We start from the raw sequence: 15,147 nt of genomic DNA, 5'->3' as shown, positions 1-15,147 counted from the left end.
ACTATATACTTTGAAGCTGGAGACTTTCGTCCCAGCCTCTTTTTAATATCACACGCTTGCTTTGCAAGAGGCAATCTTCGTCTAGTCTAAAAGGGTTGCTACAAACGCATTTTTTGACCTAGGCATCATTGCTCAGAAGTGAAACAAAATCGAGTTCTAAAAGTTACGATTTTGGCCCGCTTCTTTAATTTGAACTACTTGATTGTGTCAATTTACTATTGACATGTTCTTGAACATTTTTTTCATGTTCTTCATAGGTATTTGCGAAATAAACATTTCCTGTTTCTGTATTAGCTACAAAGTAAAGATAATCCGTTTTGGCTGGATTAACAGTCGCTTCAATAGCAGAAAGGCTTGGATTGTCTACAGGGCCAGGCATTAAACCAGTATTTTTATAGACATTGTAAGGCGAATCAATATTGGTATCAATCGCAGCATCTTCTGCTAAGGTTATTTTTTGACCAAGTTTTCCTTGAGCATACAGAATTGCAATATTACTTTGCAAAGGCATGTTTTGATTTAAACGATTGTAAAAGACACTTGCAATGTTCTTTCGATCTTGATCTGTTGAACCCTCTTTTTCGACCAAGGACGCAATTGTCAAAACATCGTGAACAGTCAAATTCTTCGCTGCTAAAACATCATAATATTGCGACATGGTTTTATCCATTGCTGCTAACATTTGGTCAATAAGATTTTCAGCAGTTGTGCTATCGGTCACATTGTAAGTAGCAGGGAAAAGATAGCCTTCTAAGCGATACTTAACACCACTCTCTTTTTTAGCTAAATTAGCTAATAAATTTGGATATTTTGCAGCTTCCTGAGTGATAAAATTATCATCTTGCACTTTCTTTAAGAAATCATCTGAAGACAATTTCTTTTTCTTCAACTTCGCAATCGTTTTTGCAATTTGATCAATCGTGTATCCTTCTGGAATGGTTAGTTTTTCCATTGATGGATCTTGCGGAGTATCCGTTCCACCTTGCTGTAGCTTTTTAGCAATTGTATCCAAATTCATGCTCTTTTGCAGGTTGTAATAACCTGATTGGAAATCTGCATAATTGTTAAATTTGGCATAATAGCTAAAAATCTGAGCATTTTTGATCAAACCAGCTTTTTCCAGGACCGTTCCAATTTCTTTAGTGCTTGATCCAGTCGGAATCTTAACCGTCACATACTTTGTATTTTTCGCATCAACTGGTTGTAAAGCTGAGGTAACATAGCGATAAGCAAAGAAACCAGTTAGTCCAACTCCTAAAAGTAGCAAAATCAACACAGTTTTAACAATTTTTCCTGCGATTTTGTTTTGACGCTTTTTAGTAGTGACTATCTGAGAAGCCCGATTTGAACGGGAAAGCTTCTTTGTATCTTGCTCTGTCCCGTAAACTGCAGGTTGAACCAATTCTTTTGGAGCTTTGGTTTCTTCAACAGCCTGATCGGTTGGGTATGAAACAGGGACTTTCGTCGTATGAGTATTAAACTCTTTTTCTTCTTCCCTAGCTGCTGCTTCGGCTTCTATTTGCTCAATGGTTGGAAGGGGACTTTCTAATGGAGCTGGTTCTGGCTCGCTATTTTCTTCTTTTTGCACTTGTGGTATGTCCACTTCAGAAACAGGCGTTTTCTCTTCTTCCTGCATAGAAGAAAGTGTAGATTGAGACAGCCCCAATTTTTCGTGTACATCATTAGATTCTTCTACAGGGGTTGATTGTTCAGTTCCCTTTGCTTTAGCCAAGTCGCGCAAAATCTGCTCTTTAAAACTCAGCCATGCTTTTTCTTGTGAATCTTCAGCCAAATAATTGACCTCCTTGTTCAATATCCCTAATATTATATCTTAAAAGGTAAAGAAAAGCAATAAGATAAAGCCTTTCTTTCAGGCTTTCTACGAAATAACCAATACTTTTCTCAGTTACTCGGAGTTTTCCAAACCATATCATACCAAATTTCATCTGCATAAGTAGATTGAGACAGTCCCTCATTGATAAAGCCATGCTTTTCATAATAGCCGACTAAATAATCATGACAAGTTAAGTTGATTCCCAAGCGCTGGTCTCGAATAGCAATCTCTTTCATTGCATTCAACAAGCTACGACCGAGCCCCATATTTTGCGCACCTTTAGAAATGGATAAACTGGTCAACGAAATATAATGATGTGGTAAATGACTATGGTCTTCAACTTCTGAAGTAAAGGACTGATCTATTAAATGGCGCTCAGGGCGAACAGGTCCCTCTAGGTAGCCTAAAATCTGACCGTCTCGTTCAGCGACTAAGAAACTAGTTGTTAGCTTTTGAATATGAGCTTCTAAAATCTCTCGACTCAAGGCTTCCTCTGGTCCAAAATTCTCCAACTCAATAGCTGTAATGGCATCCAAATCTGCTAAATTTGCTTGTCTAATGTTCATTTTTACTCCTTAAAATATGGATTATCCCAAACAAGTTCATATAAAACAGTATTATTATAAATTTTTTCAGAAATCCCCTCATTTATGAAGGCATTCATTTCGTAGTAAGAAATCAACTCATCCGAACAAACCAGCTGAAGACCTTTTTGATTTTGTGCGACAGTTATTTCTTTGCAAGCAGCTAAAAGCAAAGTTCCCAGCCCTTGCCCTTTAAAATCTGGATGGATAGATAATCGCTGAATCGTCATAAAATCAGAATCTTGCTGCCGTTTTTCTGATTTATCTGATGTAGCATTTGCCAAACGACGTGAAAAAACGGCTGACCCTACAAGGTAGACAGCTATTTTTTCATTTAATTCTGCTATTAAGCATGTATTCGGAACACATTCAATCCATTTTTGGATCGTTTCTGCACCGGCTACTTCTGTGGAAAAATTCGCCTGTTCAATAACCCTAATTGCTTCCAAATCTTCCAAAACAGCTTCCCGAATGGTGACTTGAGGTATTAGATTACTGGACATTGCTTGTCAAATTGGATAATAGGCGTTCAAAAGAATATTCATAAGTTTGAATATCACCAGCCCCCATGAAAACGTAAACGGCATTTGAGTGTTCTAGCAATGGCGAAACGTTATCAACGGTAATGACTTCTGCTTTTTTCACAATCTTCGCTGCCAAATCTTCTACTTTGACATCTCCGTGGTCCACTTCACGCGCAGAACCATAGATTTGCGCCAAATAAACGGCATCGGCTTGGTTCAAGGCTTCGGCAAATTCGTCCAGAAGTGCAATGGTTCTGGTAAAGGTATGTGGTTGGAAAATCGCCACAATTTCCTTGCTTGGATATTTCTGACGAGCTGCATCCAACGTCGCAATAATTTCAGTTGGATGATGCGCAAAATCATCAATAATCGTCGTTCCATTAACCATTTTTTCTGTGAAGCGACGTTTCACACCACCAAAAGTGACTAAATGTTCCCGAACTAAATTTAAATCAAATCCAGCTGTATACAAAAGACCAATGACTGCTGTTGCATTCATGATATTGTGGCGACCAAAGCTAGGAATCTTAAATTCTCCTAATTCTTGCCCACGGAAAGAAACTTTAAAGCTAGAACCCGTCGTAGAACGAAGTAAATCATGAGCGATAAAGTCATTCCCTTCCTTGAAACCATAATAATAAATAGGAGCATTAGCTGTAACGCGACGCAATTCCTTGTCTTCACCGTAAACAAACACCCCTTTGCTAACTTGCTTCGCATAGTCATTAAAGGCATTGAAAACATCTTCCAAACTCGTGAAATAATCTGGGTGGTCAAAGTCAATATTCGTAATAATCGAATATTCAGGATGATAAGGCATAAAGTGACGTTCGTATTCATCGGCTTCAAACGCAAAATACTTCGCATTTGCAGAGCCACGCCCCGTACCGTCACCAATCAGATAGCTAGTATCCGTAATATTTGATAAAACGTGTGCTAACATGCCCGTCGTTGATGTCTTTCCATGTGCCCCTGCCACTCCCATACTGACAAAATCACGCATGAAAGTTCCAAGGAATTCATGGTAGCGCTTATAAGCAATTCCATTTGCATCAGCATAGGCAATTTCAATATTATTATCCGGACGGAAAGCATTTCCTGCAATGACTTCTACATCTGCTTGAAGATTTTTTTCGTCAAAAGGAAGGATTTTAATCCCTGCTTGCTCTAAGCCGCGTTGTGTAAAATAGTATTTCTCCACATCGCTTCCTTGAACGTGATGTCCCATTTGATGTAGCATCAATGCTAAAGCGCTCATTCCAGAGCCTTTAATCCCGATAAAATGATAGGTTTTTGTCATAATTTCTCCTTAAATGCTAAGAGCGTTCAATTTGGTGAAACCAAGTTCACACAAAAATATTTGGCTCTTGTCAACGTTCGATTATCTTTCTTCCAACCGTGTTAAATTTAGTTCTTGCGCTATCCGATGTTCTCTTTGGCTTTGCAATTCTTTTTTGTTGTAAATTTGACTTGTCTTTAAAAAGTCATAATTATTCTTAGATTTTTTCGGTGCTTCATTTGGCTGATTCAATGAAGTGTTTGCTTTGATGTCTGCCAAAATATAATGGTCCTGTTTTAAATTCCGACTATATTTTGCCAGCTCACTTGCACTTTCCTTCTGAAAAAAGGCTGTTGGTTTATGTGAAATAGCTGTGCTAGCATTAGCAACGGCAGGATAAGAACGTTTTTTAGATGTAAAATCTGACGTCAAATAAGCTGCCGAGCGTTTCTTTTTCAAATCTGCTCTGGCTTCTTCTCTAGCCAATTCTGCATAACTTTTTGAAGCAGGTTTTATGGATTCAGCAGACTGCACATTTGAAGTTGTTTGGTAAGCTCCTGTTTTTTCTTCTTTTACTTGGCTATCTGCAATTTTTCTTACAATTGGTTCCCATTCTAAATAATTTTTATCGACATAGTCACCATTTATATTACTGATAAGATCGCTTTCATCGTAAAGATTCATACGCGGCATTTCTGATAGCATGATTTCATCATCAGAAATCAACGGAAAAGTTTTTTCTTTCATTAGCACATTTCCTTTCAACACTTCATTATAAACTATTGGTGCTATTTTTCAAGTGTTTCTGTAGAAATTCCTAGAATTTCTCGTATTTCAGCAACAGATAGACTGCTGCGAGATTCTGTTCCGTCTAGGATAGTTGACACGAGATGGCGCTTGCTTTCTTGCAATTCTTGAATTTTCTCTTCAATTGTGCCTCGCGTAATCAGGCGATAAACTTCTACATTTCTTTCTTGTCCCATACGGTGAGCTCGACCAATTGCCTGAGACTCCACTGCCGGATTCCACCAAAGGTCAACTAGAATAACGGTATCTGCACCTGTCAGGTTCAAGCCAACACCACCAGCTTTTAGGGAGATTAAAAAGGCATCTCCTTCCCCACTATTAAAAGCATTTGTCATCTCTTGACGATCTTTTGCTGGTGTGGAGCCTGTAATTTTAAACGTCTTCATTTTCATCTTTTTCAATTCTTTTTCGATAATGTCTAGCATACCTCGGAATTGAGAAAAGATGAGCACACGATGATTTCCTACTTGAATCTGTTCTAGCAGCTCTAGCAGGCTTTCTAGTTTGCCGCTCTCTCCATGATAATTCTCCATAAAGAGCGCTGGAGTATCACAGATTTGGCGTAAACGCATTAAGCCAGATAAAATTTCCATTTTGCTACGATTGAGTTCTTCCTCTGTAGAAGTCAGCACGCGCTCCTGCATTTGTTTTAACTGCGCTAAGTAGATAGCTTTTTGACTATCTGCCAGCTCATTGCGATAAGACACTTCGATGAGATCTGGCAATTCTTGCAAGACATCTTCTTTCTTCCGCCGCATGACAAATGGTTTGATAAAACGAGCAACAGTTTCTGCAGGCAGTTTCAAAAAGTTCTTTTTGCTAGGTAATAATCCTGGCAAAACAATTTGAAAAATAGACCATAACTCGCCGAGGTTATTTTCAATCGGTGTTCCAGAAAGAGCAAAGGTATTTTCGACCTCAAAATTTCGTAAATGATGAGCTATCTTGGTCTGCGCATTTTTCATGACCTGCGCTTCATCTAAAAAGAGATAATCAAAATTCAATTGGCTATATTCTTCAACATCTTGACGGAAAGAAGCATAGCTTGTAATCATCACCTGATGACCTTCTGCAATCAAGTTATCTCTGACTGGTTTTAGTCCATAAATGACCGCTACATCCATTTCTGGCGCAAATTTTGCAAACTCATCCAGCCAATTGTAAATCAAACTAGACGGAGCCAAAATCAAAACGTTGGTCTCTTTTTTTAGTTGACTACTTAAAAAAGCAATGGTTTGAAGTGTTTTTCCCAACCCCATATCATCTGCTAAAATACCACCAAATCCATAATGATGAAGCATAGACATCCATTTGACACCAGTTTCTTGGTAATCACGCAAAGTTGCTGCCACTTTTAACGCCGGCAGTGCAAATTCCTCTGGATGCGTCAGGTCAAAGGCTAAATGGCGAAATTCCTCTGAAAAGCTCACTTTTTCTTGATTTTTAAATAATTCAGATAGCTGATAAGCAGCAATCCGCTGCGTTTGGAAAATGCCGTCTTTTCTTTTTTTAACTCGTAAATCTTGTAAGGTTTTGCTGACTCTTTTTGTTTCTTCATCAAAAACGAGCACCTTGCCAGATTGACTGATGAAATAATCATTGGCCGAAAAAAGAGCTTCTAACGCATCGTCTACTTCTGTCTGGTCAATACTTGTAAAATCAAACCCGATGTCCAACAAGCCACCATTTGTCTGAATCGAAACTGCCGGTCTTTCAACTTGGTACAAGGCTATCAAGTTTTCTGCTACAGATACCTTTCCCAAGCGTCTAAAACGAGGGAGAATGGACGTGAAAAATGAATAAATCTCTTGCGGTTGCAACGGCGGACAGGTGCTTGTGAAATCTGCTTCAAAACCAGCAGATAGAGCTTGTTGAAAAACCTTTTGTTCTAACTGGAAATCGCTGGCAAATGGTAGTTCTTCCAACTTAAAACGAGTATCCACAACACGATTTCCATAGTCAAACTGGATTTTGAGACGAATTTCCTGAGTATCCAACAACTCGAAATCAAACAGCGGAATAAACGTATGAATTACTAAATTTTCTGGTGCATGAATGGAACCGACTTTGCCAAATTCTAATAATCCTGAAGCCAGTTTGGCTTGATCGCTTGTATCAAATTGAAGGCGTTTTTTGCGATCGGTATCCACAGGCAATTCTCGAATCACCTGAATGATTCGCTTTTGCTGCTCCGTCAGTTGATAGAAATGATCCCCATAAAAAATAAAGTCACCAGCGTATAGGATTTTATAATTTTGCTCTATAATGGTAAGCTCAAAATAATCCGAATTTTCCTCTACTGTAAAATCATAAATTCCTACTTCGGCATGCAAATCTTGAAAAAAGACTTCGTTATAGTCATAAAGACTGTATTCCAAGCGGAAATGTGGCAAATTCATAAGCCGGTTCACGCCTTCTTCAAACAGACTAGACGGAAAATAAAGATGTCTAGCAGCATTTGGAAAGATAAAAAAAGCATCTTGATCTTGCTGATAAGAAACAAGTCCTCGTAAAAACTGAATCACCTCTTGGCTGGCTTCATCAAAAGCAGCCAATTGCAATTTTTCATAATAGTGCTTGCCGATTTGATAATAATCGCCTTTTTCAACAATTTTTAAAAAAGCACGAATGTCTCGAACAACATAGGAGCGCTCATCTGGTAAACGACTGATGCGCAAGGTCCACAAAAATTGTCCTGTATAATCATCTTCTTGCCCGACCGCAGACAGTTCATAGCGAACGGCTGTATCTTCTGTCAGGAGGATTTTATCCAAGAAGAGACTGCCAAAAGAAACTTTCGTTTGAGTTTCTTCTGAAGTTGTTTGCTCCTCTTCCAGATTGGTCAAAACGACTTTTCCTTCAGGGTCATTTTTAAGAAAATATTCTAAGCCTGCTAGATGAGCACAGTATTTCTTTTTTTGAAAAAAATCACAGGCGCAAAAAATGGCTTCGTCATCCAAACTATATCGCAGATTGTGATTTTCAACTCGACTGTAAATCATCTGATCTTTCAATTTAAGAATTTCAATTTTCCCTGCTTCGTAAAGGGCTATCCCTTCCGTCCGAATCTTCCCAGGAATCAATTTTGCCATAAATACCACCTTTATTTTATCTATCCATTATATCATATTTTCAGTATAAAGAAAAAAAGCAAGCTATTTCTTGCTTTCTTTTAGAAAATATCCTCGTTAAGCTTTTTATAGCATTTGGTGCGCGCAATCAAAACTTTAATAAAACCGACCAGCAATATTGTATTGCCTATTACTAAGAACACTAAAAAGAACCAAATTCCCAGTAAAAATAGAGAGAATTTTGTTATCATCAACCAAAGGATTCCCAATGTTATAGCAGCCAAGAAAAGATGTGCAACTCCTACAACAATCAAACTAAAGAGTGACAACCAATAGCGAAAACCAAAGGGTTTATACTTTTTATCATCGTAATGAATAGTTACATAAGCTGAACTTGCAATTCCAATGAGCACCGCCCTAGCAATATTTGTCCAATTCATATTTCTTTCTCATATAGGCGTATTAAACTAATCACCTTGTTCTGTTCCTGTTATTTTTATGTTCATCCTTGTTTAGCTAGCTCTGCCTTATTTCCGTTTTCTGGCAATGAGATGAATTGGTGTTCCTTCAAATACGAAAGCCTTGCGGATTTGATTTTCTAAGAAACGGAGATATGAAAAGTGCATGAGTTCTTCTTCATTGACAAAGATGACAAAGGTTGGTGGTTTGGTCGCAACTTGTGTCGCATAGAAGATTTTCAGCCGTTTGCCTTTGTCGGTCGGTGTTGGATTGATCGCAATAGCATCCATGATAACATCATTGAGTACTGCAGACGGTATGCGGGTGTTTTGACTTTGACTAATATTTTTAATCATCTCTGGAAGCTTATGCAAACGCTGCTTGGTCAGAGCCGATACAAAGACAATCGGTGCATAAGAGAGATACTGAAATTGGTCGCGAATATCTGCTTCCCAATTTTGCATGGTCTTGTTATCTTTTTCCAGTGTATCCCACTTGTTAACAACGATAATGATGCCTTTGCCGGCTTCATGAGCAAAACCAGCAATGCGCTTGTCATACTCGCGAATGCCCTCTTCAGCATTGAGCACCATAAGCACCACATCAGAGCGGTCAATAGCTCGCATAGCTCGCATAACAGAATACTTCTCTGTATTTTCATAGACCTTGCCTGACTTGCGCATGCCTGCTGTGTCAATCATGGTAAATTCTTGTCCCTCATCGTCCGTAAAAACCGTATCGATAGCATCACGAGTGGTTCCAGCAACAGGACTAGCAATCACGCGATCTTCTCCTAAAATCGCATTGATTAGACTGGATTTTCCAACATTGGGACGACCGATGAGGCTAAATTTAATCATATCAGGACTTTCAGCCACTTCCTCATTCGGTAGATTTTCAACAATGGCATCTAGGACATCCCCTGTACCAATTCCATGAACGGAAGAAATGGGGTAAGGGTCGCCCAAGCCAAGCGCATAAAAATCAAAAATTTCACTGCGCATCTCTGGGTTATCTACTTTATTGACCGCTAAAATAATCGGCTTATGAGTTTTGTAGAGCATACGAGCCACGTATTCATCCGCATCTGTAATGCCTTCTTTTCCAGACACCACAAAAACGATGACATCTGCTTCCTCCATAGCAATCTCTGCTTGGTGCTTGATTTGCTCCATAAAAGGCGCATCCACATCATCAATCCCGCCTGTATCAATCATGCTAAACTTGCGATTCAGCCACTCAGCCGTCGCATAAATACGATCCCTAGTTACTCCTTCAACATCCTCAACAATCGAAATACGTTCCCCGGCAATCCGATTAAAAAGTGTTGATTTGCCGACATTGGGACGGCCGACAATGGCAATAGTTGGTAGAGCCATAGTGTTCCTCTTTCTCTTCTAAGAAGCTGGGGTAAAAGCGCTCAGCTTCACTTGTTTATGTAGTTATAATTACAGGACGCAGTGGTTTGGAGAAACTCTGTTGACTTTAGTCAATTTAGAATTTCCCATGCACAATTGATTAGCACCTTAGTGCCGATCAATCACTGCTAAGTGGGGTCTAATGTGCTGATAAATCAGCTTTTACAACTCTTTTGACGTCAAGTTTTACTTGACTATTTCCAACTTTGAAAGATTCCCCAAACCTTTCGAGCTGTACACGGGGTGAACCAACAAAATCGAATTGCTTCGAAATGACCGATTTTGGTCTCACTTCCTTTACTTTATAATAATTTCTTATCTTGTAATAGATTCTGGCTAGCAGGATTGGGCTTTTGAGCAAATTGATTCGTCAACCGCTCGCTCCACGTATCTGTTGCACGCTTCCCAGCATAGTCTGCCTGAATCTGATCATAAGTCTGAATAACAGATGCATCCTGCTCTTGATAATCTTCCTCAAAAACAACTGCTTCATATGGTAAGCGTGGTTTCACAGCATGGTGCTGAGCTGGCTTTCCCAAAGCCATTCCAAAAATAGGATAAGTATAATCTGGTAAATTAAACAGCTCTGCTATTTCCCTAGAAGCATAGCGAATCAAGCCAATAATGACCCCGCCATATCCCAGACTTTCAGCCGCCAAAAGAGTATTCTGCGCGACCAGACTAGCATCAACAGAACTAATCAGAAGATTCTCCACTCCTTGTGGGTAAAAGGTATCTGTGTGAAGTCGCACACCTTTCTCAGCTCGATTGAGGTCTCCGATAAAAAGAAGAAAAACAGACGACTGACGAATAGCCTCCTGAGGCACCAAATCAAACAAAGCTGCTTTCTTTTCCTGACTACGAACAACGATAATCGAATAAGATTAGAAATTCTTCCAACTAGAGGCTGCTCGACCAGCATCAATAATCGCCTTCAAACCCTCATCTGAAATCTGCTCCTCTGTAAAACGACGAACAGAAGTATGTTTTTTCATCAAATCAATCGTTTCATTCATCGGCGATTTTCTCCTTCCAGACGAACTTCCTCTGCTAAGAATTTTATTCTTTCCATAACCCGACGAGCCTGCCAAGTTTCATCTCCATTTTTGGACGTCGCAAAATGCCGTTCCAAATCTACAAAATTAAAATTTGATGTAAAGAAAGTTGGCAAATTTTCCTGCATCCGGTGCTGCAAAATAACCTGCAAAATCTCATCTCGCATCCACGGACTTGATTGCTCCGCACCAATATCATCCAAAATCAATACTTGCGCTACTTTTACTTCATCAATCTTTTCCTTAACCAAACCGGAAGAAATGGCATTCTTTACATCCAAAACAAAACTAGGATAATGAAGTAACGTTGTAGAAACACTACGTTTTTCCGACAAATCATGTGCCAAGGCCGCCATCATGTAACTTTTTCCTACGCCAAAATCACCGTAAAGATAAATGGCTTTTTTGTAGTTTGGATAATCTGCCACAAAATTCGTCAGCAACTCAAAAGCCTTGTAACGACCAACATCGTCCAAATCCACTTTTGCCAAACTAGCTTCCTTGAGACTAGCAGGAAGACTAATCAAGTTTAACCGTGCATTGATAGTTGCTTGTTTCTGCGCTTCAACTAATTCTGGAGTTTCTTCATAAGAAACATCCGCATAACCCTCATTCTTCACCAAAATCGGCTTATAGCCTTTGGCAATATACGCTTTATCACCTAGCAAGAATCGATTGCGTTCAGAAATATACTGATTAAACTTAGAAATGCTTCGTTTGATTTCAGCTGGTGTTAATCGCTCAGACTGGATAAAAGCCGCCACATCTGGATCGGCGACGATTTGTTTCACCAACTCTTCATAGTCAAATTGACGAGCTTGGTTCCTATGCGCCATCGTTTGTCCAACACTCTCCATCTAGTCACCTCCTTGGTCCAATTTCGCTAAAAGTTTTCTTTTTTGCTCCTCTAGTTCAGCCTGCTTTTCAGCACTTGTTTCATTCTTATAGTCAGGATTGCTCCAGTCGGGAACATTGCTCTTTGAAGTAGTTGTTTGATTTGCTTTTTTGCTTGGTTGTTGATTTCGCTCACGAATCCGCAAAACTGCTTCTTCTGCTGATGTCACTTCTTGATATGAAAAGTCATTTGCTACTTTCAAAGCGTATTTTTCATTGAGATTAGCCGAATCCACTTTGTTAAAAGTCAACAGCAAAATCACATTGATTACTTCATCTAACAGTCCCAAATTTGCCAATTCTTGCAAACACTGACGTTCTCCTCGTGTGATTGTCGCATGCTTGGTTTTTTTGATTTCTGCCAAAAACTGCAGAGCTGACTTACTCTTAGCCTCTCGAATAATCGTTTGTTCAGCATTAGAAAATCCGCTTGCAGCAGGCTTTTGATTTAATTTTTGCTTCATTCTCTTGGTTGAAATCACATGACCGACAGCCGTTTCTTTAGCTAACAAATAGGTTTCATACCAAGTCCAATTTTTTTGCTCCGCAATGGCAAAGAGTACCAGCAAATCTTCTTTTTCATTTTCAAAACGTAAGTTTTCTCGCGCCATCAATTGTTTAAAGTAATCCAATTCAAAATGATTCTGTTTTGATTGCGGCTCTGCCTTTGCATCTTCCACTTGAAAAATCTCTGACAGCTTTACATTTTGCTTCTCACCTCTTGGTTGACTAGGCAACAAAACCTCTACCGCAGCTTCACCAATCTTCTTTTCTAGCAGGCGTCTGTAAACAGGATTGCTTAAAAATTCACTTGGAGACAGTGTGGGCCGCAAATAGACCTGAAAATGATTCTCTGCATAATAAAGCTCTACTAACTGCATAGCAGACAACATTTCTAAACTTTTTTGCAAGGCATTCATTCCCAGATTGAGATGATTCAAAATGTGTCCAAAAGTATAAGATGATTTTTCATTGTCCCAAAAAGCGAGAAAATATTGATAGATAGAAGTCGCATCAAGCCCTAAAATTGGCAAATACAGACGAATCAAATTTGTACTGTCCTGACTGATCAGATTATTTTTCATAAAAGAAAATTGATCATTCGGTTTCATTTATTGTTCCTTTTTCTTTTTAGCTGTTTTTGTAATCTGCTTCAAGAGGTTTTCCAGCTCGCTCACATCTTTAAAACTACGATACACACTAGCAAAACGAACATAGGTAATCTCATCTAACTCAGCTAACTCTTCCATTACTAAACCACCGATATACTCACTTGCGATCTCGTTTTCATTGCTGCTGCGCACTTTTTGCTCAATTCTGCTGACAATTTCCTCAATCTCATCACTAGAAACAGGACGTTTTTGCGCTGAACGAATGATTCCATTAAAGATCTTATCTCTTGAAAATTGTTCCCGCGTGCCATCTTTTTTTACGACAACAAGTGTCCGTTCTTCTACACGTTCATAAGTCGTAAAGCGATACTGACATTCATCACACTCACGACGACGACGAATTGTATTGCCATCTTCGGCTTGCCGACTGTCAATAACACTTGATTTACTACCACCACACTTAGGACAACGCATCTGCTTTCCTCCTGAATTCTTAATACTTCATTATACCATGTTTTAAAAAATAACAAAAGATAAGAACCGCTTTACAAAAATATATAATAACCTATTACCCTATTTACTTCTTGCAGGAAATTTTATATAATAAATTGTAAACGTTATCACACTAAGGAGAATTATGATGAAAAGATTTTTTTCTGTTGCCTTTTTTAAAGACAAAAAGAATATTGCTATTCTAACGCTAGCTGTTCTTTTATTGGGATCGTTTTCTATCACGGGAAACCAGCACAAAGATGAGAAAGAATATAAAGTACAGATTCAAAAATTAACAAAAAGCAATGAAGAAGCAGAAAAAGAGTACAAAACATTAAAAAGTGAGTTTGACTCCTACAAAAAAGAAAACGAGCAATATATTGCTCTAGGTAAAAAAGAGGAACAGGCAAAGAAGGAAAAAGCCGCAGAAGAAGAAAAACAGAAAGTCGAAAAGGCTAAGCAAGAAAAAGAAGCAAAAGAACAAGAAATAGCTAGACAAGCAGAAGAAAAACGAAAACAAGAAGAAGCAGCTGCCGCTCAAGCGCAGCAACAATAAGAGGCTACTGCAGTACAAGACGCTCAACAACAGGAACGAACCGTTTATGTAGCTCGTAACGGAACTGCTGATGTTTATTGGTACAGCACAGATAATATGCCACGAAATACACGGTTTGACAGAGTAGTCACCATGACCGAGGCTGATGCTATCAATGCTGGAAAACGCCACACCTCTAAAGAATGACAATCAAAAACGGAAAGTTTTATCTTGAACTTTCCGTTTTTGATTGTTAAAATGCAACTTCTGCTTCTAACCCAAAATGGTCACTAACGACAGGTGTTGTTTTGCCATCAAAAACAACAGTAGATTTTTCAATATTGAAATCTTTACTTGTAAAAATATAATCAATTTTCAGAGCATCTTTATTTCCCGCCCAGCCAGCAATATCGCCTTCAACTGTTGCGGTGCCAACGACTGTAGTGGCGACGGCATGACTGTCTTGCAAAGCAAGTGGACTTTTTAGAATGTGCTGATAGCCTTCATAACCAACAGGATTGTTAAAATCCCCCATCAATACTAGAGGCATCTCGCGTTGCAACAATTCTTTTTCTACTTGTCCCCATTCTTCTTGGAAGCCTTTGTCCCACCAAGAAAGATGACAGGAAGCCACTGTTACAAGCCGTCCATCTACTTCTGTTTCTGCTAAGAGGACTTTTCTAGTGTGATAATCCGTTGGATCGTTGGCATCTGAAACCAATAACTCACTTGGTTTCAACGGCTTTAAGGATAAAATAGCAACTCCCTCATGAAACCGATCAAAACCAATATGATTATAAGCCCAAGACCAATGATAAATAAGACCTTTCTCTACCAATCTCTCCACAAGAAAATGTGCAAAGTGGTCTTTATGAATCGCAATGGCGCCATCTACCGCATGATAAAATGGAGCCTGAACAACCTGTTCAGACTCCATTTCTTGATTGACTTCCTGCAGGCAAATGACATCATATTTTTCTTGAAGAATCCGCTCAGCTAGTTGATCTAGCTTTTTTTCTTGCTCATCTTCCATCCAACTATGAGTATTTAAAGTCAGGAATTTTGCCATGATTTCTCTTTTCT

The 15,147-nt window shown here is 39.0% G+C and carries 12 protein-coding genes and 2 pseudogenes; 1 reads left to right on the top strand and 13 read right to left on the bottom strand.

What is annotated here, in order from left to right; translation table 11 throughout:
- Window positions 1-184: 184 nt before the first annotated feature.
- The 12 genes and pseudogenes from mltG to nrdR all read right to left on the bottom strand — a co-directional run bounded on the left by mltG (window position 185) and on the right by nrdR (window position 13,511).
- On the bottom strand, window positions 185-1,792 hold the full coding sequence (mltG, locus tag FQ204_RS10230; RefSeq protein ID WP_144211191.1) for an endolytic transglycosylase MltG: 1,608 nt from the start codon (window positions 1,790-1,792) through the stop codon (window positions 185-187).
- 110 nt (window positions 1,793-1,902) lie between these two features.
- Window positions 1,903-2,400: a GNAT family N-acetyltransferase gene (locus tag FQ204_RS10225; protein ID WP_144211189.1), complete on the bottom strand. Its 498-nt coding sequence runs from the start codon at window positions 2,398-2,400 to the stop codon at window positions 1,903-1,905.
- A gap of 2 nt (window positions 2,401-2,402) precedes the next feature.
- Window positions 2,403-2,921: a GNAT family N-acetyltransferase gene (locus FQ204_RS10220; protein ID WP_144211187.1), complete on the bottom strand. Its 519-nt coding sequence runs from the start codon at window positions 2,919-2,921 to the stop codon at window positions 2,403-2,405.
- Window positions 2,911-4,242 (bottom strand): UDP-N-acetylmuramate--L-alanine ligase, encoded by a 1,332-nt coding sequence (murC, locus tag FQ204_RS10215; RefSeq protein WP_144211185.1) that lies wholly within the window; start codon window positions 4,240-4,242, stop codon window positions 2,911-2,913. Before murC ends, FQ204_RS10220 begins: the two co-directional genes overlap by 11 nt.
- 81 nt (window positions 4,243-4,323) lie before the next feature.
- Entirely contained in the window at window positions 4,324-4,968 is a 645-nt protein-coding gene (locus tag FQ204_RS10210) for a cystathionine gamma-synthase (protein ID WP_144211183.1), read from the bottom strand.
- A 41-nt stretch (window positions 4,969-5,009) separates the two neighbouring features.
- The gene (locus tag FQ204_RS10205; protein WP_144211181.1) at window positions 5,010-8,120 is read right to left on the bottom strand and encodes a DEAD/DEAH box helicase; all 3,111 of its coding nucleotides are present in this window, start codon (window positions 8,118-8,120) and stop codon (window positions 5,010-5,012) included.
- 80 nt (window positions 8,121-8,200) lie between these two features.
- On the bottom strand, window positions 8,201-8,539 hold the full coding sequence (locus tag FQ204_RS10200) for a hypothetical protein (protein ID WP_144211179.1): 339 nt from the start codon (window positions 8,537-8,539) through the stop codon (window positions 8,201-8,203).
- Window positions 8,540-8,626: 87 nt separating this feature from the next.
- Window positions 8,627-9,937, bottom strand: a complete 1,311-nt coding sequence (gene der / locus FQ204_RS10195) for a ribosome biogenesis GTPase Der (RefSeq protein WP_144211177.1) — start codon at window positions 9,935-9,937, stop codon at window positions 8,627-8,629.
- Window positions 9,938-10,278: 341 nt separating this feature from the next.
- Window positions 10,279-10,992: pseudogene (locus FQ204_RS10190) on the bottom strand (nitroreductase family protein).
- Entirely contained in the window at window positions 10,989-11,888 is a 900-nt protein-coding gene (dnaI, locus tag FQ204_RS10185) for a primosomal protein DnaI (protein ID WP_144211175.1), read from the bottom strand. The pseudogene FQ204_RS10190 and the gene dnaI overlap by 4 nt, the downstream one beginning before the upstream one ends.
- Window positions 11,889-13,037, bottom strand: a complete 1,149-nt coding sequence (locus tag FQ204_RS10180; RefSeq protein WP_144211173.1) for a DNA helicase — start codon at window positions 13,035-13,037, stop codon at window positions 11,889-11,891.
- Window positions 13,038-13,511, bottom strand: coding sequence for a transcriptional regulator NrdR (nrdR, locus tag FQ204_RS10175; RefSeq protein WP_144211171.1), 474 nt, complete (start codon window positions 13,509-13,511; stop codon window positions 13,038-13,040). It abuts the gene before it with no gap.
- Between the two features lie 166 nt (window positions 13,512-13,677).
- Here nrdR and FQ204_RS10170 point away from each other — a divergent pair.
- Window positions 13,678-14,271, top strand: a pseudogene (locus FQ204_RS10170) (hypothetical protein).
- Between the two features lie 46 nt (window positions 14,272-14,317).
- Here FQ204_RS10170 and FQ204_RS10165 read toward each other — a convergent pair.
- On the bottom strand, window positions 14,318-15,133 hold the full coding sequence (locus tag FQ204_RS10165; protein ID WP_144211167.1) for an endonuclease/exonuclease/phosphatase family protein: 816 nt from the start codon (window positions 15,131-15,133) through the stop codon (window positions 14,318-14,320).
- Window positions 15,134-15,147: the final 14 nt, after the last annotated feature.

It is taken from the genome of Streptococcus constellatus, from assembly GCF_902167705.1.
Lineage (GTDB): Bacteria > Bacillota > Bacilli > Lactobacillales > Streptococcaceae > Streptococcus > Streptococcus constellatus_A.
The sequence above is the reverse complement of the archived record's forward strand: the minus strand, read 5'-3'. Positions and strand labels throughout refer to the sequence as shown.